We start from the raw sequence: 21387 nt of genomic DNA, 5'->3' as shown, positions 1-21387 counted from the left end.
ACACCTCCCTCATTTGCTTACAACAACATCAGTCAACCCCTCACAATTTGTACGCTTCCATGCTCCAGAATTTCCATTTTCTTGATAGCTCCTGGTCATACTTAACTTAACAGATGTTACATCCCCACCACTATCAAAAGTAAAAGCAGCCCACAATGTAGCTGACTGTTCTCCCTTTGTTAAATGTGCTTGCGGTCTGGGGTTTATAGCATCATTCGAGTAAAAGAAGCGATTAGAAACAATCTCGCTTTTATTACCTTTATAGGGCTCCGTATTTTTATCATAATTACCTTGCAGCCACTGTATCGCTTGCTGATTACTAAGGTATCCCACATCATTGTGACGGAGCTTGACCTTCAATGCTTCACCATTATCACCTGCATTTTCAATGCAGTAGTCAAACAAGGCTACACCAGGCTTACCACTGCCATCTGTACCTGTCCAGCGAGACTCCTTAGTTCCAGGAAACAGATTCGCAATATCACTTTTGTTCAATGTCAGCAGAAACTCTCCCAAAGCAGTCATGGTAGCCTTGTCAGCAGCAATACGCTCTTCATTATTCACCAATTGCAGTTCAGACGTAGGCATAGTGGCATAAGCAGAAATATCTACAGGGTTTGTAGTAGAAGTATTCATCCCTACACGTTTTGCCATCCTCAGATAAGGGATTCCCATACTTTCTTTGAAGCTATCCCAATTTACCCCCACCACCACTGCCACTGCAAAGCACATAAGGAGAGCCATCTCCACCATGCCCTGCCCCCGCTGATGATTCAACAGATGTTGGAGTTTACGTATAGACAACATTGCCTGCACCCCCTCACTTGCCCAAGGATTTCACCAATGCTAAAATCGCCGGCATAATCACCATGACGAAAATCGAAGGAAAAATGAAGACAATCATGGGGAAAATAATCTTGATCGGAGCTTTCAGAGCCGCCGCCTTCACAGCCTGACGATGCCTGTCCCTCATATTCTCTGCCTGCACCTGCAAAGTCTTTGACATACTGGTGCCCAGATGCTCCGCCTGTATTACGGAAGAAGTAAAAAGATACATCTCCTCCACATCACATCTTTTGCCCAACTGGGTCAGGGATCTCCGCTTGGTCATGCCCAGACTTGTATCCCTTAGCATCCTGCGGAATTCATCTGTCAGCGGCCCCTTCATGCGGCTGACGATTTTTGCCACGGCACCATCAAAGGAAAGACCAGCCTGCACGCTGACGCAGAGGAAATCCAGAAAATCCGGCAGCTGTCTCTTAATAGCGGCCTGACGCCGCTTGATGGCAGACTGCAAAAGCATAAAGGGCAGAACCGCTCCCGCCACCATTCCCAAAATCACAAAGGTTATCTTCTGAATAAGTGCCAGGCCGGTAATGACATATCCTGTCAGAAAGGCTAAAAATCCCCCCAGCAGCACGGAAAGCACCCAGCCTGCTGCCAGATGATTGACCGTCCATCTCTCCTGCCCTCCCAGGCGAAAGAGCATCATTTCCATCATGTTCTTTAGCTCCCGGGGAGCAAACTGATTAAGATTATCTTCTATGGTTTTCAGAAAGGGCAGTATGACACGCTCGCTGAAGGGCATTTCTGCCAGACTGCGGACTGGAGATTTGTCTTCCGCTTCTTCTGCACCCTTTTGCTTTTGGCGTTTAAGAAGTTTGCGCTCCTGCTCTGCTTCTGCAATCATCTTGGACATACGGTGCTGAATCCGCACTTGGGACATGTGCCCGGAACAGAATATCAGCAATAACATCAGCATGAAAAGCGCTGTCACTACTAAAGCCGTCAAGAATACCATAATCAATGTCCTCCGGCAAACAGGTTTCTGGGAAGTTTCACGCCATTCATGCGGAATTTTTCCATGAAGGCTGGCTGCATCCCTGTGGATTCGAAATGCCCCACTGACTTCCCGCTTTCGTCAATATAATCCTGCACATAGCGGAAAAGTTCCTGGAGGATGATGGTGTCCCCCTCCATGCCCTGCACCTCTGTAATATGGGTAATCTTGCGCGTACCATCCTTGATGCGGGACTGTTGCAGGATAAGGTCGATAGCAGAGGAAATCTGGGTACGCACAGCCCGCACAGGCAGTTCCATACCTGCCATCAATGTCATAGTCTCCAAACGTGACAACACATCGCGGGGACTGTTGGCATGAGCCGTGGTAAGTGAGCCATCATGCCCCGTATTCATGGCCTGAAGCATATCCAGGGCCTCACCAGAGCGAACCTCACCAACGATAATGCGGTCAGGGCGCATACGCAAAGCATTGCGTACCAGGTCGCGGATGGTAATGGCACCTGTGCCCTCGATATTGGCAGGCCGGGATTCCAAAGTCACTACATGGCGCTGCTGCAGCCTTAGCTCGGCTGCATCCTCGATGGTCACAATGCGGTCAGTGGCAGGGATGAAGGAAGACAGCACATTCAGCGTGGTTGTCTTGCCGGAGCCTGTACCTCCGGATACCAGAATGTTCAGCCGCGCCCTGACACAGGCCTCCAAAAAGTCTGCCATATCCTCATTCAGAGTACCATAGTTCATCAGATCTTCCACCGATAATGCCTTCTGTGAGAACTTGCGGATGGTCACCGCTGGTCCCACCAGAGACAGGGGAGGAATGATGATATTCACGCGTGAGCCATCAGCCAGACGGGCATCCACAAGAGGTGACGACTCATCAACTCTCCTGCCCAGAGGAGCCAGAATGCGCTCGATGATATTCATCAGGTGAGCTTCATCATAAAAACGCGACTCCGTAAGGAGCAGCTTGCCTGCCCGCTCCACGAAGATATCACGCGGACCATTGACCATGATTTCTGTGATGGTGTTATCTTTCAGCAAGGGTTCCAGAGGACCAAGACCAAGGATTTCGTCACAGATATCCTCTATCAGCGCCAGCCTGTCTGCCCTGGACAGAGCATAGGAATGATTGGACATCTCCCTGTCAAAATAAGTGGAAATCAGATTTTGAATCTGTTCCTTGGCCACTGAGCCTTGCAATAGCAGCTGATGCTCTGCCACCGTCATTTCGTCCACGATGCGACGATGAACCGCCAGTCTCAGTTCCTGAATCTGGTCTACCTCCACAGCAGCATTTCGCCTGGCTGCGAAGGCAGAAGCCATCTGCGGACGCGCCTGATGGCTATTGTCAGTCAGATGAGGATAGGCCTGCTTTTCCACCTCTCTGCCTGCAGGAGCTTGCTCCCTGGCAGGTTGTTTCCCAAATTCTCCCAGAGGATTCTCCCGTTTCCCCACTTCCTCTATGGCATTTTCTTTCGTCTTTCCCAAGCGCTTTAAGAGTGACATCTTCCCACCGCCTCATCTACATACCGTCGCAAGCCTCATCATATTATGGCTGATTTTGCTGCTGCACATTATCTTTCCACAGGCATAGTGCATTGCACAGCCTTGAGTGTCGCAGGCAGGACACTTATGTTTGTATTATTCAGAACAAACTCCGCCTTCACCGTCACAAAATCTGCGCTGTTGATATCTGTCACAGTTTCAGATCCATCCTGATTGCGCACAAAAGGACGCACGGAAAAAGTGGCTTTATACAGCTTTGTCAGAGGGTCAGCATACTCCTGCACTGTAGCGGCATTGTTACTGTTAAGCCCTGCCACAGTGGCACTGCGCTTTGCACTGTCCTTCACTGAAATATCCCTGGCAGCCTCCCGCACCGCTGTACTGTATTGCAGATAATCTGCATAGGCCAAACCACCATACACCACGCCTAATATTATCAGGAGGAATATCGGCAATACCAGAGCAAATTCCACCACTGACTGCCCTTTTTGTCCTTTCATTACCGTCACCTCCTGTAAGATTAACAAAACGAAATAGGTAAGAAAGAGCCTCCCGAAAACAGGAAGCTCTTTCCTCAGATACAAATTGAACATAACTCTTTTACGAATTAGGTACCAGCACCACCAGCACCACCAGCACCACCAGTACCTCCCTGGCTGTTCAGCTGCGTCACTGTATTATTGAAAATATTCTGTACGGCAGTTCTTATTCCGCCAGCATTCCCCAATACTACAGCAACAGCCACAACAAAGGCCAGAATCAGGGCGTACTCCACTATGCCCTGCCCAATCTGAGACTTCCTGAAGAAATTGTTGATACGCTGTAACATGACATCCACTCCCCTCTCAAATATTAAATTCTAAACAGTAAATATTATACATCTACATGGACAATCCGCTGGATTACCACATAGCCGATAATCTCAAGGAAGAACGACACCAACAGAGCCATACGTCCTAGCGGTTCTGTTATAAGCAACATCAGACTTTCCCTATTGAACAGGTACATAATAAGAGCCAAACCAAAAGGCATCAGTATCAACACCCAGGCCGAAAGCCTGCCCTGTGCTGTCAGAGCGTAAATCTCGCGCTTCATGCGGATACGCTCATGGATAGTATCGCTGATGGTATCGAGAATCTGAGCCAGATTGCCACCTACCTCTCGCTGAATCAGCACCGCTGTCACCACCAGGTCGAAATCAGCACTGCCTACCCGATTGTTCATGCCTTCCAAAGCTGATTCCAGGGGCACGCTCATGGCAACTTCTCGGGTGACCTGGGCAAACTCATCGCTGATGGGAGGCTCCATCTCCTTGGCCACCACCTCCATAGCCTGCTGGAAGCTGTAGCCAGCCCTAAGGGCGTTGGCCACGGTAATCAGACAGTCACCCAACTGCTCGGTAAAAGCAGTGCGGCGACGGCTGATCCTTATGGTCACCATGCCCCAGATAAGGCCTGCCGTCAAAAGACCAATGAGGAATGCATTACTGCCATCCAGGGTCAGCAACCAGGTAACCAGAGCAGCTATACCAGTACTGCCAAAGAGGAAAATCATGAACTCTCCTCCCAACAGGGGAATGCCTGCCTGACGCATTTTCAGGTCGAGAGCCTGTATGGGACGCAACTCCGCCAAGGGAGCTGCCGCCCTTTTCAGCCAAAATCTGATTCTGTCACCCAGAGGAGTCTGCTCGTCAATTGTCACTCCGGCTTCCACTATGTTGTAGCGACGCAGGCGGTAGAAGATATTCATACGCCTTTGCTGCCGTACATAGATGATGAGCAATGTCATCAGCAAGAACGTCAGCATCGCTGCCATCAAAGCTACAATAGCAACAACCACATTCTCACCTCCTGCCCACGACAATGTCATTGGCCAGGCTCGCGACGGTACTCACATAAGGCATGTCTTCCGGCAAATCCTTCATCAGTCGTCCGCTGCCTGTGATAGAGGTAAGTCTTTTCTCCTCTGGTAATATTTTCGTCACATGCCGGCCAAATTCCTCCTCAATTTTTCTTTTTTGCTCAGAAGTGCAATTTTTCACTCCGGCAAACAGAGGATAAATTCTCTTGCCATAGGCATCCCAGGTATGGAACATCTTCATGGAACGCTTCATGTGACGGACTTCCTGGCCGCTGCTGATCATGGACACCAGAATATCCGTATCTGCAAACTCCGCCAGAGCCAGCGAAATGGGATTGAAGCCAGAGGGAAGATCCAGCAGTACATAGCGGAAAAGGCTCCCCGCCATGCGCACCACATCTATCAGCTGATTGGCTTCTACCAATTCTGCGTGCTCAGGCCTGGTGGGTCCCCCCATGATCCAAATGCCATTTCCTACGGGCTGGAAGTAAGGCTCCAGCGCGGCAGGAGTCAGCAGCCGTATATCATGGGACGCTTCCACCACGTTATGCTGGGGCACTGCATCGAAGAAAATAGACACATCTCCGAACTGCAAATCCGCATCTATGATGGCCACTGCCTCTCCGCTCTTTTTGGCCAACTCAATGGCCATCACCGAAGCGAGGGTAGTCCGGCCTGAATGTCCCTTGGGACTGAAGAACGCCATGGTGCGGGTGGGACGCTTCTGCCCCCGCCGTGTATATAGTCTTATGGCTTCCAGGATATCCCTGGCACGGAAGGGCTTCTGTACGCACCCCAGGGCACCTGCCTGTATTACTCTCTCAGCCCTGTCTGCCTTCCACGCTTCCATGGTTCCCAGAAAAGCAGCATTGGGGAACAAGCTGATGAAATTCGGCAACATACTCAGAGCCTCATTGTCATCCACATCAATGATGAAGAGGTTTGGCAAAAACACGCTGCTCTGTCCCAAAGCCTGGCTGGCAGAGTGATAAGTCGATGCCAGGTCAAAAGTGCTGTCTGCCTTCAGGGCACCTGCCAAATGAGAAAGCATGCTTGATTCATGCTCAACCAGCACTGTACGATATTTCATAGCACCTCACCCCCCCTTCACTTGCTGCCGTGAGCCGCAAAGCCGCCCAACCCCAGCAGCCAGGACAAGCCACGGGACTTCTTGCCCTCCTGGGCAGAAGCTGGATGATTCTGCGCCTGCGCAGAATCATCACGGTTGGTATAGCGGCCCACCAGCTGCCAGTAGCTCTGGGTGAGGGGAGACAAGGGAGCAGCGAACATCAGGGGCCTGCCCATGCGGATGGACTGAGTCACAGCCCCCGTGTCACTGGGGAGCCTGTGATAGAATTTCGCTCCCAGGAGACGCTCCACATCCCTTGAGCTGATGTATTTCTCCTCATCTGCCTTGTTTTCCACCAGGCGGATCTTTCGTTCCTCATACTCGAAACGCAGGAGAGTATCATAGCCCACCTTGTAGTTTTTCACTGCTGGCAGGAAATCCACCACGCCCACAAAATTGATGACTGTGCTCATGTCCAGCATCACGAGGTTCAATGTACTGAAGACAGACGTCATATCCAGCACGATGAAATTGAAACTGCCCATGCGGCGGATGATTTCTGCCACTGTGTCTACATTCACCATGTAGGCATCGTTTATCTCCCTGGGAGGGGGCAGCACCGAAAAGGAAACGCCGCCACAGCTGTATTCCGTCAGGTAATCCTCCACCCGAAAGGAAGCTGCATTCCGCTCCAAAGCCCTTTGGGCATCTGCCAGGGTCGTATCGCTGACCATGTCAAGATAGCCCATCACATCACCGAATTGCAGATCAAGGTCCACCAGGCAGGTCTGATAGCCCTCTTTGGCCAGACCTGCCGCCAGATTGATGGCTGTTATGGTTTTGCCGCTGCCGGCAGAGGTGCTGAAGACAGCAATGACGATACTTCTATGTCCCTCCATATAAGTATCACTCCTTCTGCTTGCTGTCCTGCTCTGTACCGTTGTGAAGGACATCCTTATTCAGATACTTGCCTAACAGGGAATCTTCTCTTGTTATGTCGTTCCTTTTTTCTGGCATTTCCTCATCTAAGTCATCCGTGTCCTGGAGTTCCGGAGCGTTAAGGTCTACATCCTTCCTGGCAGCATCTTCATGACGTCCCTGTTTGTACAGTTCTTCCATATCTGGGGTCATTTTGGCGTAGCCCGTATCATACTCATCCACCAGACGAGGTGTCACAAGTATGATAAGTTCCTGCTTATCCTTGCTATGAGACGTATATTTGAAAAACTCTCCAATAACAGGAATGTCACCCAAAAATGGGAACTTCTTCACACTCTTGGAATCTCTGGAATCCATCAAACCACCAATGACCATAGTAGAACCAGAAGATATGGTCACCACAGAATCTGCCCGTTTTATTTCTATGATAGGCTGACCATTCACCGCTTCACCGTTCGGCATGCTTACTTCAGTGTGTACAGATGAAACAATGCGGTTCTCTTCATCCACTACTGGTTTAAACTGAAGTATGATACCGTAGTCCTCCATCTTTGTGTTTGAACCATTGCTGTCGCGGCTCACATATGGAATTCTTCCACCTACCTGTATAATGGCTTCCTCTCCACTCATTGTTGTAATGCTTGGACGAGAAAGTATCTTGGCCTTGCCCTGGGTCACCAGAGCGCGGATGCCCATATTGATACCGCCCCACCTGTCCGTCAGCCATTGCCATGGATTATGCGCAAAGGTGGTAGTCCCTGAGCCATAGGAGTCACCATCGTAGAATATTCCCGGTGAAGTTAACAGCTCTGTGCCAGAACCAGCACCATAAACAATCCCCAAATCCTTGCTGTCAGAAGGATTGATGGCTATAACCTGCGCCTCCAGACGAATCTGGGAAGGATGGGTCATATGCAGCAGATCAATGACGGAGCCGTCATCCGAAATCTCGTTTGTTCCCAAAGTTTGTCCAGCCTCTCTGTTCAAGGAACTCTGAGTTTTCAGCTGGACATTAGCATTACTGCCTACGCTGAGACCGCCCTTGTCCTCATTTTTGGCAAAGAGCTGTGCCGTCCGCACAGCATAATTTCTTTCATACTGATTTTCCACCGTGCCTGTAAGCATGATCTTGCCGTCCACCATCTTCACATGGACATCCGGCAGATTGATGACATGCTCTATGACCTTGGCCTGTCCTGCATCCTCTGGAGACACACCCACTATATACTCATAGCGATTGCCGGAAGCCGTCCAGACAAAGAGCGAGGTGGTGCCAGCCTTGTGGGCTACCAACAGGAACTCATTGTCTGTAGCAGGCACCTCCACTACCGTGGCAATCTCCGGGTCACCTACAGCAATCTGCGTGATGCTGTCAGGCATGGAGATGCAACGCGAGCTATGCATATCTATAGAAATAAGTTCAGAAGCAAACACTGGCGATGGTGCCATGAGGCAGCAACTGGCTGCCATTATTCCCAAACTGCTAAATATTCCCTTCTTCAAGACGGATACCCTCACTTCCCAAGTATTTTATCTCCCTGTATGATCCGGATGCCGGACGAGACTGCAGGAGCCTCAGGCTGCGGTGCAGCTGCCACAGGCGGCTGATACACCGGAGCAGCCTGGGCAGGCATCGTGCTGGCAGCAGGCGCTACCGTCTCCACTTGTGAGGATTTCAAGTTGAACTCCCCAAAGCCTGTGTAAATATCTTTGGAGTGGAAAGGCCTGAGGGCCAGATATATCTCCCCCACTGCCGAAGCAGATACCAGCTCCAGCATATCATCAGGAGTCAGAGCCAAGGTAGCGATAGCAGGCTTGGCTGCCGCTTTCTTCGTTTCTTCCCCCTGAGAAGATTCCTTGGCTGCCGCATTCTGGTTCACCGCCAGCAGAAGCACATTCTGCAGCAGGAAACGGCTGGAAGCTCCCGTCTTGCTTTTTTCTACCAGGATTACGTCCACATAATCCCCGGGCTTGGCAAATCCTGCCACCCCCGTAATCTCGCTTACTCCCACGGACACTGCCCGGCAGTTGTCCGGGATGGAGCCGGAAAAGCCTGTATGACTCTTGTCCATGAAGACCTTGGACATGGTGAGGATATCACCAGCGTAGATAGTGGAAGCAGCCGGCTGTCCCAGGATGTCCTTCATGACCATGATGGAACCCTTGGGTACGACGTTAGCCGGCATCTCCTTTATCTCCAGCATATCCTCCTGAATGAGGGTATTGGGCTGTATGTCATCCCTGGCCACCACTACGGAGCGGGTGATTCCCTGGGGCACAGCAGGTGTTACAGGAGCCGCCCCCTTCTCCGTGAGTCCAGATAAAGCAAAATAGACCACTGCAAACATGAGTAACGCCGTGGTCCCCGCCAGCATCAATAAGTGCTTTGGTTTCAAATCGTTCAAAACATCCAATATCTTGGAAAACATTGGCATCCCCTCGATTTTCATTTTATTTACATCTTATGTGTTTATTATAACGCAATTATTCTGATTTTTCCAGTAGGAAATCTCCCAAGTGTAAACTATTTTTTTACCTTCCCTTTACCATTTTCTCTATATTATTATAACATAAGAGTCCCCCCCCGCAATATTTCTGTATATCAGTAGTGTACTTATGTATGCGCACCTCTCCCTTATTATCACTATTTGCTTTTTCCTTACAAATTAGGGCGTGTTGATTAAATGAACTTGGCACAGATTTATGGGGATTGGCTGTCCATTGCTAGGCGACAGACCGCAGGCATAGCGGTGCTATGTCGAGGATTTGTCAACGACGCAGGGACAGTCAAGACCCGTGAAGATGGGCTGAGTGAATTAATCAACACGCCCTAGATTCCCTCGTGGAAAATATCTGAAATTTGTTTTATTAAGGCAGGAGATTTGCTTTATAAACAGAATTGAAACAAATAAAATGGCTCGCCTATAAGACAAAGGAAAAGTGTCGAATTTTTTTGAGAGGTGTACACGGATGAGCACTAAACGCGTCAAAACAAAACTATTTTTGATCCTGGCTCTTCTGGGAGCTATCCCCTTCATTGCCGCCATTGCCTTCATCGGCTGGCGCGGTGTGAACCACATGGAGCAGCACACCATGACAGACAACTGGAACAAGAACCTTGCCATCAAGGAACACTTGAGCCAGGAACTGGACAAAAATTTCTATGTACTCCGCTCCTTGTCAGTATCTCCTGCCATGAAGATATATCTCACCGACCCTGCCAACCATCACGTTGAGGAAATCCTGACCAAACTGCTCATGGGTTCCAACTACACTTTCCAGGACACCAATCCCATAGCCGTCACGGACCTCAACGGCCTGCAGCTTATCCGCACCGACAATGCCCCCCATGTGAACACCTCCTCGCGCAAGTATTTCCAGGAGGCTGCAGCCGGGCACGAATACGTTTCGGATGCCATGATTGCCATGTCCACCGGTGAACAGATATTTGTGCAGATAGTCCCTGTCTACAATGACAGCCATCGTGTCATAGGCACGGTTCAAAGGAATTTAAGCCTTGAAAGGATACAGAATTTCCTCGATACCCAAAATACCGATGATCTCGACATCATCATCATGGACCGTGAAGACAATGTCATCATCAGCACTGAGGACGAAACCTACGCCAAGGGCAAGAGCATGTCCGGGGAAGTCAGGCAGATTTCCGAAACCCTGAACTGGGAAGATGGCATGACCAGACTCAATCTGAACGGAGAAGACTGCGTAGCCACCTTCTCCCGCGGTCAGCGCACAGGCTGGAGCATCGTCACGATCTCACCCTACAGCCGCATCTTTTCGACCATCAATGATGTCATAGCCAGAGGTGCCATCCTGGGGCTCCTGCTCATGCTATTGGTGAACCTGGTTGCTTATATGCTGGCCAGCCGCATCACCAGGCCCTTGCAGAATATTAACAAAGTAGTCAGCAATATGGCCACTGGCGATGCCCACGCCCATACGAGCCAGACCAACGATTACTCCGATGACGAGCTGGGAGAGATTTCCCAGGCCATCAATGAAATGCGCCATATACACGAAGCTCTCAGCAGAGAGGCAAAAACAGACAAACTCACAGGCCTTTTCAATCAGTACGCCGTAGAGGAGATTTGCCGCAGGAAACTCAGGGAATATGAAGAAGTTGCAAATCCCGGGCTCATAGCTATCTGCATCGTGGACATCGACCACTTCAAGCAGGCCAACCGTGAGGAAGGTCGTAACTACGGTGACAGGATTTTGCAGGAATTTGCCAGATGTCTCAAGTCCAGTTTCTCCGAGCAGGACTGCATCGGCCGTCTGGAGGCTGACGAGTTTATCGTTGTCCTCGCCAACCAGCCCGACAGGGAAACTATCATGAAGAAAGCAGCGCAAATCAACGAAATCGCCCGCAATATCATCATAAACGGAGAAAAAGCAGGCCTTACGGCCAGCATAGGCGTAGCCATCGCCCCCTATAATGGCAAGACCTACAACCACCTCTTCCACGCAGCTGACCTGGCTCTGTACGATGTGAAGGAAAATGCCCGGGACAGCTACAAAATTGCCGACGAATAATAACAACTCAACTTTGCCACGAAATACAGAATCTTTTTTGAGAGGTGTAAGCGAATGAGCGCAAGAAGCGTCAAGACCAAACTATTCTTTATACTAGCCCTGCTGGGAGCCATCCCTTTCATTGTCACCATCGCCTTCATTGGCTGGCGCAATGTGATTCATTTGGAACAGTACGCCAGGATAAACAACTGGAACAAGAATATTGCCATCAAGGAGCATCTGGCGCAGGAACTGGACAAGAATTTCTACGTACTGCGTTCCCTGTCAGTGGCCCCTGCTCTGAAACAATATCTTGAAACCAGGGACCCCATGATGGAAGGCATCTTGAAAGAGTTGATGAGCAATTCCAGCGAAGTCTTCCATGACCCCAATCCCCTGGCCGTCACGGACGATAACGGCATACAGCTTATCCGCACCGATGGAGCTCCCAAGGTGAATATCTCACAACGCAAGCCTTTCCAGGAGGCCATGGCAGGTCACGAGTACATCTCCGATGCCATGATCAGCATGTCCACTGGCGGCACCATGATAACCATGGTAGTCCCCGTCTTCAATCGCCAGCATAAGGTCATGGGCCTGGTGCAGCGTAATTTCGACCTGGATACGGTGCAAAGCTTTATCCAGACCCAGAAAACCGAACAGACATCCATCATCATCGCAGACCGGGAAAACAACATCATCTCCCATACCGAAGACGAAAGATACACCAAGGGCATGGATGTTTCTCTAGAAGTCCGGCAAATCTCCGAAGCCCTGGACTGGGGCGATGGCGTCATCCGCTTGAATCTCAACGGAGAGGACTGCCTGGCCACACTCTCCCGGGGCCAGCGCTCAGGCTGGAGCATTATCACCATCACGCCTTACAAATACATCTGGTCAGATGTGCATGAAGCCATCTCCAGAGGAATCATCCTGGGTCTGCTGCTCCTGCTGCTGGTGACCACCATAGCCTATCTGATTGCCTCCCGCGTCACCAGACCCCTGCAGGAAATCAACAACGTTGTTTCCAATCTTGCCAGCGGCAATGCCGACATAGACATGGTCCATCTCTACTCCGATGACGAGCTGGGAGAAATTTCCCATGCCATCAACGAAATGCGCAACAGACACGAAATACTGAACAAAGAAGCCAAGACAGACAAGCTCACAGGCCTGCTCAATCAGATGTCCATAGAGGAGATATGCCGCAGGAAACTGCACAACTACGAAGAAACCGTCACCCCTGGCCTGATAGCTATCTGCATCGTGGATATCGACCACTTCCAGAGAGCTAACCGCGAGGAGGGACGTCAGTACGGTGACAAGGTCCTGCAGGAATTTGCCAGAGGGCTCAAGGATACCTTCTCTGAGAGAGATTCCATCGGACGCCTGGAGGCTGATGAGTTCGTCGTCGTCCTGGACAATCAGCCCGACAAGGAAACCATCAAGAAGAAGGTCGCCCGCATCAATGAGGTTGCCCGGAACATTGTTGTCAACGGAGAGAACGCAGGTCTCACCGCCAGCATCGGCGTGGCCATCGCCCCCCACAATGGCAAAACCTACAACCACCTCTTCCACGCTGCTGACCTGGCCCTCTTCGATGTAAAAGAGCATGGCAGGGACAGCTACAAGCTGGCAGATGAGATGGAAGGATAACCCTAAAAGCGCTAAAAGGCAGATAACGCGAGGTACAGAGTAATGAGCAGCAAGAGCATCAAGAACAAGTTATTCCTGCTTCTGGCAATGATGGGGGCTATCCCCTTCATTGCCACCATCATCTTCATCGGCTGGCATAATATCATGGACCTTGACCAGCATGCCCGGGAGGATAACTGGTCAAGGAATGTGACCATAGGCGAACACCTGACCCAACTGGAAGACAGGAATCTCTATGTGCTGCGCACCCTGGCCAGCACTCCCGTGGTAAAGAGATACCTGCAGAATCCCAACCCCGAAGACGAAGCCACTATCCGAAAGATACTGGACAACATCAATGATATCTTCCAGGACAACAACCTCACCGCCGTAACCGATGGCAACGGCCAGCAACGCATACGCACGGACAACAATACCAAGATCAATATGTCCAGCCGCAAGCACTTCCAGGAAGTCATGGCAGGACATGACTACATTTCCGATATCATGGTCAGCATGTCCAACGGCCAGCTGGTAGTAGTCATAGCCACGCCTGTCCTGGATGACCAGAACCGCCCCATCGGTCTGGTACACAGGAATTTCTACCTGAACAAGGTGCAGAAGTTCATCCATGACCAGAACACCAACGGCAGCACCATCATCCTCACAGACCGTGACAACCATGTCATCGCCAGCACGGACGAAGACGGCGCTTATGCCAGCGGTACGGACCTTTCACAGGAGGTAGCGCAGATTTCCGAGAAACTGGACGGCGACAGAGGCATAGTCCGCCTTGACCTCAAAGACGAAGACTGCATAGCTGCTTATTCCAGGGATAAAGTCACCGGCTGGGGCATCCTCACCATCACCCCTTACAGTGTCATCAATTCTGCCGTGAGCAGCGTCCTGTCCAAGGGCTTTATCCTGGGACTGGTCATCATGCTCTTCGTGAATCTGATAGCCTATATGCTGGCTGCCAGGATTTCCCGCCCCCTGCTGGAAATCAACAAGATGGCCTCCAACATCGTCAAGGGCAAGACAAATAACGATATCCTCCCTGAGATTTCCAATGATGAACTGGGAGATATCTCCCAGGCCCTCACGGAAATCCAGAGCATCCATGAGAGCCTGCTCAACGAGGGCAAGAGAGATGACCTGACGGGGCTTTACAACCGGATTTCCATGGAGGAGTTCTGCCGCAGGAAGCTCAGGGAATACGACGAACCCGAATCTCTGGGGCTCATCTCCATCTACCTTGTCGACCTGGATAACTTCCATGAAGTCAATAAGGATAAAGGACAGGAATACGGTGACAGGCTCCTGCATGAATATGCCAGGAAGCTCAAAGACTGCTTCCGCTCCAATGACTGCGTGGGCCGCCTGGAAGCAGATAAATTCATCGTCATCCTAGACCGGCAGCCTCACATGGATATCGTCGTCAAGAAGGCCAAACTCATCAACGAGATGACGAGGAACTTCACTATGGACGACAAAAACATAGGCCTCACCGCCAGCGTGGGCGTAGCTGTAGCCCCCCACAACGGCAAGACCTACCACCACCTCTTCCACGCCGCCGACCTGGCCCTCCGCAGTGTAAAAGAACAAGGCAGAGACGGGTACAAACTGGCTGATGAATTAGAAGCATAATCAAAAAGCCTTCCCAACATGCGGGAAGGCTTTTCAATTCAACAGCAGCGCCAGGGCAATCAAAGAGAAGTACGGACTATAGGCGAAGCGCTCATCGCGCTTCCACCGCCTTGAAAGCAGCATTGCCATAGCCACAAGGCCAGATAACAGGAATCCACCTATGGCAATCCTCGTCAAGTTTTCGGTTCCCAGCCAAAGTCCCAGCACAGACATCAGCTTTATATCTCCCCCGCCTATGGCTCCTTTGGTTATCAGCGATAAAATGAGAAAACTCCCGCCGCCTGCCAGAGCCGCCAGCAGATGGTCGGCAAACTGCCCCCCCAGCAAAATAAAGGGCAGGGCAAGAACTGCAAAGGGCATCTGCATCCTGTCAAAGATAAGATGCTGCTCAAAATCCGTTACCATGGTCATCAGCAGGAACCAGGCAAGAAGCAATCGCTTGGCAGCTTCAGTCACCTGCATAGCTTCTCCCGAGAGAATGATTGCCATCCCTCCCAATCCCAGGACAAGCAGCGGCAGGCGAAAAGCAGACGCCCTCACCTTCTCTGGGAATGTCAGTATTTCCCTCTCGCGCTGATATAATGAATCTATCCACTCTGAAGCCCAGAGGGCCAATACCAGAGCCAGACACATGATTGCTGCATACATATACCCACCCGCCTTTCTCCTGCTGAACAACTATCTCACATACCTGGAGGAACCTTCTATGAAAACCATGATACTCTCTGCAGAAAACAACTCTATAGAAGCCAAAGTGGCAGATAATTTCCTAGCCAGATTCCTGGGGCTGATGGGAAAAAAATCCCTTCCAGAGGGACAAGGCCTGCTCCTTTCCCCTTGCAGCAGCATTCACATGATGTTCATGAACTTTCCCATAGATGCTGTTTTCCTTGACAATGACTACCAAATCATAAAGATTGTCCCCCACCTCAGACCCTGGCTGGGCTTCACCTATTGCTTCACCGCCCAAGCCTGCCTGGAACTCCCCTCAGGTACCGCCAACATGCTGGGCTGGCGGGAAGGAATAAAGCTCACCCCGCTATACAACAACAGCTGAATAGCCCATGCCGTAAAATACCCCCGACAGAGCCCACTGCTCCGATCGGGGGTTTTGACTGCGATGGGATCACATATCCTCATGTACCTCGGTAAAATAAATAACCGTCACTGTATCTTCAGGCAGTATGCGGCGTTTGTAGATGCGCTCGAAGTCAGCTATCAGTTCTTCCCTGGAATTTATCTCCGGGTTTTGATGCCCCAGGTCATTGGAAGTCAGGGTGCCCATGGTCTTGACTCTGACCTTGTCCAGATAAGCCGAGTAGAGCTTATGCTTGGGTTCGCCCTTCTTGCCCACGGTAATCCAGACCACGGCTCCCTCAGGGTAAAGGTTGCTAACATCTCCAAGACGAACGGTACAGGTCTTGGTGCGTTCCATCAGCATCTTCTTGTGCTTTGATGCCTGGAAGTTGAGTGCCATCATAATTATGCAGCTCCATTCTAAATACAGTACTGTGTCATTCTTCCTTGCAGCCATAGTTAGTTTCAGGTCTATATACCTGCCCGCCGCCCCTCCTTGGTCAGCTCACATGTATACTTGTTACATTCTATTTTACACCACAAAGCCCTTCTAGTGAAGCTATTTGTCTTCATTTATTCCTTATCCCGGCAATTTATGATAGAATTAGCAGGTATCACATATAGATGGGAGTTTTATTTCATGCAAGAAAATAATCCTGCCGCGTCCCCCAGGAAGCCGCGGCTGCCGGCCATCGAGTATATCCGGGGCATTTCCATGATGGGAGTCATCGGCATTCATGTGGGCTCGCAGTATATAGGGAATCCTGCCTCCAATGCACATCTGACGGCTCTTTTTGAGATTTTCACCCGCTTCAGCGTGCCAATCTTCTTCTTCATCTCCGCCTTCGGGCTGTTCTACAACCTGAACCTTGACAACTGGAGCTACAGCCAGTTCCTCAAGAAGCGCTGGAAAACCGTACTCATACCTTATCTGGTCTGGTCAGTCTTTTACCTTGTCCATGACAGCTGGCTTTACGGCTCGGCACTGCCCAGCCCCCTGTATTTCTGCGGCATCCTTTTCTTCGGGGTGGCAAAGTACCAGCTTTACTTCCTGGTGCTGCTCTTATGGTTCTACCTGCTCATGCCCCTTTGGGTAAAAATGGTGAAGAAGCTTGACATGCTCTGGCTGATCTTCCTCCTGGGCTTGCAGGTGATGTTCGACTACTGGTCCAGCTTCTCGGAGCCTTTGAACCTCTTTGTCTACAGTCTGCCCGATGACTCGCTCCTGAAGCCTTTCTTCATGTACCGGCTCAATTACTGGGTCATGCACTACATCTTCATCTTTGTGCTGGGCGGCTGGCTGGCTGTGCATATAGAAGCCTTCCAATCCTTCATGCAGAGGCGCCGCGCCCTGGTGACAGCGGGCTTCTTCCTCAGCATGGCTTCCCTGCTGGCCTATTATTACTATCTGCTTGGCCCTCAGGGCTATACCCAGCTTGAGGCCATCAACACCGCCCATCAGCTGTGCCCGGCAGGCATTGCCTACACCATCTGCGCCTCCCTGTTCTTCTTCACCATCTTCACTTACAACAATTATCCCCAGTGGCTGAAGAACCTGCTGCACATTTTAGGAAAACATTCCTACTTTGCCTATCTGGTCCACCCCCTCTTTATTGGGTACCTGGCACTTGTCCTGTCAAAGAGCGGGCACCTCATGACAGCAGGCATTGCCCTGGCCTTCTACTGTGCAGTCCTTTGCCTTTCTGTTGCCACAGCAGCCATCATGCGCAAAGCAGGCGATAAACTGCCTTTCATCAATGCCCTGACTATTGGCGTATACAAAAAAAATAAATGAACTGACTGGTGACTCAAAAAGCCCCAAGGCTGCCGCACATAATAGATGCGGCCTCCTTGGGGCCTTGCTTTATCTATTTTCCCTGCCAGGGCACGAATCTGCCGTAGCTAAGACCGAATCTTGCCAGCACTTTGCCCACAATATGATCCATCTGCCGTTCCAGAGTATCTGCCCCATTGTAAAAAGTCAGCATGGGCGGAACTATTGTGCAGCCGTAGTCTGCCGCCTCCTTGAGGTTGCGCAGGTGGATGCGGGACAGGGGCATTTCCCGTGGCACCAGCACCAGCTTGCGCTCCTCCTTGAGGCACACATCTGCGGCTCTTAGCAGCAGATTATCTGCAAAGCCTGCCACGATACCAGCCACGGTCTTCATGCTGCAGGGCACGATGATCATGCCGTCCGTGGGATAGGAACCGCTGGAAATGCTGGCGGCCAGATTTTTATTATCGTAGACCACGTCGGCCAAAGCCGTGAAGTCCTCCACCTTGAGGTTCGTTTCCCAGGCCAGGGTTTCCCTGGCACCTTCCGTGATGATGAGCTGGGTTTCCACTTGAGGAAACTCCCTGAGAGACTTGAGCAGATGATAGCCCAACAACGAGCCGCTGGCTCCGGAAATGCCTACAACCAGACGCATAGAATCAGTTTTCTCCATTCCAATCAACTAAGATACGGGTTATGCACACGTTCCCAGCCTACCGTGGTAGCAGGGCCGTGTCCCGGATAGACCTTGGTCTCCTCCGGCAGGGGCAGGATTTTTTCCTTGAGACTGCCCACCAGGCTTCTGAGGGAGCCGCCGGGGAAGTCACAGCGTCCGATTTCCTCAGCAAAGAGGGAGTCCCCGGAAAAGAGCACTCCCGCCTCCTCAGAGTAGAAACAACAGCCGCCAGGGGTGTGTCCCGGGGTATGGATAACCTTGAAGCTGAAGCTGCCACAAGTGAAAACCGCGCCCTCACGGAACACCTTGTCCGCAGGCTCTCCCTCCATAGTGCCCCCTGCCATGTAGGCAAAGAGGTTCTGACGGCTGTCCGTCAGCATGGCGGCATCATCACCGTGGATATGCACCTGCACTCCCAGCTTCTGCCGCAACTCCTCCACAGCGCCGATATGGTCCCAATGACCGTGGGTGAGCAGGATGGCCTGCACCTTGATGCCTTCCCCTTGAATGCGGGAGAAAATCTTCTCTGCCTCATTGCCAGGGTCCACGATGAAGCCCTCTTTGCTTTCCTCGTCGAAAGCCACGTAGCAGTTTTCTTCAATGGGTGCCGTAGGAATGGTATATATCTTCAGAGCCACTTACTCTCCTCCTTTATTTGCCCCGCCAATCTTGCGGGTGACGCTGTAGACGTCTTTCACCCGGCGCAGGCGGGTCATGATCTGCCCCACTTGGCTGGAGTTCTTCACATCCAGCCCCAGAATCACCGTGGACGTCTTGTTGTTGCGGTTGGGATTGGCATTGACGCTGCGGATATTCATGCGCATCTCAGAGGGCACAGCCAGCAGCTCAGCCAGCATGCCGCTGCGGTCATTGCAGATAATCTCCAGCTCTACTGTGTAGACCTTGTCAAGGCCAATATCCCAGGCCACCTCGATCATGCGGGAAAAATCCGCATCATTCATGACGTTGGGACAATCTGAGCGGTGTACGGATACGCCGCGGCCGCGGGTGATATAGCCCGTGATGGGGTCACCAGGAATGGGGTTGCAGCAGCGGGCCAGACGCACCAGGAGGCCGCTTTCCCCCTCCACCAGCACTCCGTGGCTGGATTTCCTGTTCCTGTCTCCACTGCCGGGCGGCTGCTTGAGCTCAGACAGCAGCTTGGACACATCAGGCGAAGTGGCCTCCTTCACATCTTTCTTATAAAGCTCGATGAGCTTCATCATGATGCCGTGGAGAGCCACCCCGCCGTAGCCCAAAGCCGCCAGCAGGTCATCTTCCGTCAGGATATTGAGCTTCTGGGCCACCTGCTCCAGCCGGTCTTCCTTCATGAGCTCCTTGGGCACATAGCCCAGACGCTTGGCTTCTTCCTTCACCAGTTCCCGGCCACGCTCGATATTCTCCTCCCGCTTCTCCTTCTTGAAGAAGGTGCGGATCTTGCTGCGGGTCTCGGAAGATGCCACGATGTTCAGCCAGTCACGGCTGGGACCGCCATTGGCCTTGTTGGTAAGGACGGAAACAATATCGCCGTTGCGAAGCTTCGTTTCCAAAGGCACCAGCTTGCCATTGATCTTGGCCCCCACGCAGTGATGGCCCACTTCCGTATGGATGCGGTAGGCAAAGTCAATGGGAATGGAACCCTTGGGCAGGTCAATGACGTCGCCTTTAGGCGTAAAGACAAACACCTCGTCGGAGAAGATGTCAACCTTCATGGCCTCGAAGTATTCCTTGGGGTCTGTATACTCCTGCTGCAGGTTCACCATCTGCCTGAGCCAGGACATCTTCTGGTCAGTCTCGCTGCCGGCCCCCACACTCTTGCCGGTTTCCTTATACTTCCAGTGAGCCGCTACACCGAACTCCGACACCTGATGCATGGCAAAGGTGCGGATCTGGATTTCCAACGGATACCCCCTGGTCATCACCGTAGTATGCAGGGACTGGTAGCCGTTGGACTTGGGCATGGCTATGTAGTCCTTGAAACGGCCCGGAATAGGCTTCCACATGGCATGGATAACCCCCAGGACGCCATAGCAGTCCTTGACGCTCTCTACCAGTACGCGCACGGCGGAAAGGTCGTAGATTTCGCTGATATCCTTGCGGTCACGCTTCATCTTCTTGTAGATGCTGTAGAAATGCTTGGCACGGCCGCTGATATCCGCCTTGATATTGCTCTCTGAAAGCTTTTCCTTGATCTGCTCAATGGAGTCGTCAATGAAGGTCTGGCGCTCCTTGCGCTTCTGCTTGACGCTTTCCACCAGGTCATAATAGGTCTCCGGGTCAAGGTAGCGCAGGCAAAGGTCCTCCAGCTCCCACTTCACATTGGAAATGCCCAGGCGGTTGGCCAGAGGCGCGTAGATCTCTATGGTCTCCTTGGCAATGCGCTTCTGCTTGTCCTCCCGCATGTACTTGAGAGTGCGCATATTGTGCAGGCGGTCCGCCAGCTTTATCATGATGACCCGGATATCCTTGGCCATGGCCAGGAACATCTTGCGATAGTTCTCCAGCTGCACCTCTTCCTTGGACTTGTACTGGATGCGTCCCAGCTTGGTCACGCCGTCTATGAGCATGGCCACTTCCTCGCCGAACATTTCCTGCATCTGCTCGTTGGTATAGATGGTGTCCTCCACCACATCATGCAGGAGAGCCGCACTGACAGTCTCATCATCAAGGTGCAATTCCGTGAGAATCTGGGCTACATGCAGGGGGTGGATAATATAGGCCTCACCGGAAACGCGGGTCTGGCCCCTATGGGCAGACTCTGCCAGTTCATAAGCCCGCTGGATGAGGTCAATATCCGCCTGGGGCTGGTATTCCTGAACAGAGGCAATGATGCCCTCTATGGTTACGGGTTTCTTCCCTTTATCGTTCATC

Annotated in this window: 20 protein-coding genes; 5 read left to right on the top strand and 15 right to left on the bottom strand. The window is 51.5% G+C overall.

Annotated elements, in window-relative coordinates; genetic code table 11:
* Positions 1–9: 9 nt before the first annotated feature.
* From P159_RS0109060 to cpaB, 10 genes are all read right to left on the bottom strand, one after another.
* Positions 10–807, bottom strand: coding sequence for a hypothetical protein (locus P159_RS0109060; protein WP_029543406.1), 798 nt, complete (start codon positions 805–807; stop codon positions 10–12).
* 13 nt (positions 808–820) lie between these two features.
* Positions 821–1801, bottom strand: a complete 981-nt coding sequence (locus P159_RS0109055; RefSeq protein ID WP_051650271.1) for a type II secretion system F family protein — start codon at positions 1799–1801, stop codon at positions 821–823.
* Between the two features lie 2 nt (positions 1802–1803).
* Entirely contained in the window at positions 1804–3126 is a 1323-nt protein-coding gene (locus tag P159_RS0109050; protein WP_051650469.1) for a CpaF family protein, read from the bottom strand.
* Positions 3127–3377: 251 nt separating this feature from the next.
* Positions 3378–3809, bottom strand: coding sequence for a TadE family protein (locus tag P159_RS19405; protein WP_051650270.1), 432 nt, complete (start codon positions 3807–3809; stop codon positions 3378–3380).
* A gap of 107 nt (positions 3810–3916) precedes the next feature.
* Positions 3917–4138: a hypothetical protein gene (locus tag P159_RS0109040; protein ID WP_029543399.1), complete on the bottom strand. Its 222-nt coding sequence runs from the start codon at positions 4136–4138 to the stop codon at positions 3917–3919.
* Positions 4139–4182: 44 nt separating this feature from the next.
* Positions 4183–5148: a type II secretion system F family protein gene (locus tag P159_RS0109035; protein ID WP_185753686.1), complete on the bottom strand. Its 966-nt coding sequence runs from the start codon at positions 5146–5148 to the stop codon at positions 4183–4185.
* A gap of 4 nt (positions 5149–5152) precedes the next feature.
* Entirely contained in the window at positions 5153–6259 is a 1107-nt protein-coding gene (locus tag P159_RS0109030) for a MinD/ParA family protein (RefSeq protein WP_029543395.1), read from the bottom strand.
* Between the two features lie 17 nt (positions 6260–6276).
* Positions 6277–7137 (bottom strand): AAA family ATPase, encoded by an 861-nt coding sequence (locus P159_RS0109025; RefSeq protein ID WP_051650268.1) that lies wholly within the window; start codon positions 7135–7137, stop codon positions 6277–6279.
* Between the two features lie 7 nt (positions 7138–7144).
* Entirely contained in the window at positions 7145–8647 is a 1503-nt protein-coding gene (locus tag P159_RS18635; RefSeq protein ID WP_037377040.1) for a pilus assembly protein N-terminal domain-containing protein, read from the bottom strand.
* A 44-nt stretch (positions 8648–8691) separates the two neighbouring features.
* Positions 8692–9606, bottom strand: coding sequence for a Flp pilus assembly protein CpaB (gene cpaB, locus P159_RS0109015; RefSeq protein WP_051650267.1), 915 nt, complete (start codon positions 9604–9606; stop codon positions 8692–8694).
* Between the two features lie 541 nt (positions 9607–10147).
* On the opposite strand from cpaB, the gene P159_RS0109010 reads away from it, so the two are divergent.
* The 3 genes from P159_RS0109010 to P159_RS0109000 are packed head-to-tail and all read left to right on the top strand — an operon-like array spanning position 10148 to position 14989.
* Entirely contained in the window at positions 10148–11728 is a 1581-nt protein-coding gene (locus tag P159_RS0109010; protein ID WP_029543382.1) for a GGDEF domain-containing protein, read from the top strand.
* Between the two features lie 54 nt (positions 11729–11782).
* Complete coding sequence (locus P159_RS0109005; RefSeq protein ID WP_029543380.1) at positions 11783–13363, top strand: GGDEF domain-containing protein; 1581 nt, start codon at positions 11783–11785, stop codon at positions 13361–13363.
* A 42-nt stretch (positions 13364–13405) separates the two neighbouring features.
* The gene (locus tag P159_RS0109000; protein WP_029543378.1) at positions 13406–14989 is read left to right on the top strand and encodes a sensor domain-containing diguanylate cyclase; all 1584 of its coding nucleotides are present in this window, start codon (positions 13406–13408) and stop codon (positions 14987–14989) included.
* A gap of 33 nt (positions 14990–15022) precedes the next feature.
* Here the strand turns inward: P159_RS0109000 and P159_RS0108995 are convergent, their stop codons facing one another.
* A complete protein-coding gene (locus tag P159_RS0108995) occupies positions 15023–15637 on the bottom strand; it encodes an A24 family peptidase (protein ID WP_029543377.1) in 615 nt (204 codons plus the stop codon).
* Between the two features lie 58 nt (positions 15638–15695).
* On the opposite strand from P159_RS0108995, the gene P159_RS0108990 reads away from it, so the two are divergent.
* Positions 15696–16046 (top strand): DUF192 domain-containing protein, encoded by a 351-nt coding sequence (locus tag P159_RS0108990; protein WP_029543373.1) that lies wholly within the window; start codon positions 15696–15698, stop codon positions 16044–16046.
* A 69-nt stretch (positions 16047–16115) separates the two neighbouring features.
* Here the strand turns inward: P159_RS0108990 and P159_RS0108985 are convergent, their stop codons facing one another.
* On the bottom strand, positions 16116–16469 hold the full coding sequence (locus P159_RS0108985) for an ASCH domain-containing protein (RefSeq protein WP_029543371.1): 354 nt from the start codon (positions 16467–16469) through the stop codon (positions 16116–16118).
* Between the two features lie 237 nt (positions 16470–16706).
* Here P159_RS0108985 and P159_RS0108980 point away from each other — a divergent pair, with 237 nt between their 5' ends.
* Positions 16707–17861 (top strand): acyltransferase, encoded by a 1155-nt coding sequence (locus tag P159_RS0108980; protein WP_029543370.1) that lies wholly within the window; start codon positions 16707–16709, stop codon positions 17859–17861.
* A 73-nt stretch (positions 17862–17934) separates the two neighbouring features.
* On the opposite strand, the gene P159_RS0108975 is transcribed toward P159_RS0108980, so the two are convergent.
* From P159_RS0108975 to P159_RS0108965, 3 genes are read right to left on the bottom strand one after another with little or no spacing between them, the layout of a single operon-like run.
* A complete protein-coding gene (locus P159_RS0108975; protein WP_029543366.1) occupies positions 17935–18495 on the bottom strand; it encodes a UbiX family flavin prenyltransferase in 561 nt (186 codons plus the stop codon).
* 23 nt (positions 18496–18518) lie between these two features.
* On the bottom strand, positions 18519–19154 hold the full coding sequence (locus P159_RS0108970) for an MBL fold metallo-hydrolase (protein ID WP_318253550.1): 636 nt from the start codon (positions 19152–19154) through the stop codon (positions 18519–18521).
* On the bottom strand, positions 19155–21386 hold the full coding sequence (locus tag P159_RS0108965) for a bifunctional (p)ppGpp synthetase/guanosine-3',5'-bis(diphosphate) 3'-pyrophosphohydrolase (protein WP_029543360.1): 2232 nt from the start codon (positions 21384–21386) through the stop codon (positions 19155–19157).
* Position 21387 lies beyond the last annotated feature (1 nt).

Origin of the sequence: Selenomonas sp. AB3002, assembly GCF_000702545.1 — a bacterium.
Taxonomy (GTDB): Bacteria; Bacillota; Negativicutes; order Selenomonadales; family Selenomonadaceae; genus Selenomonas_B; species Selenomonas_B ruminantium_A.
Note: the sequence above shows the minus strand (reverse complement) of the source record. Positions and strands in the feature narration are given on the sequence as shown.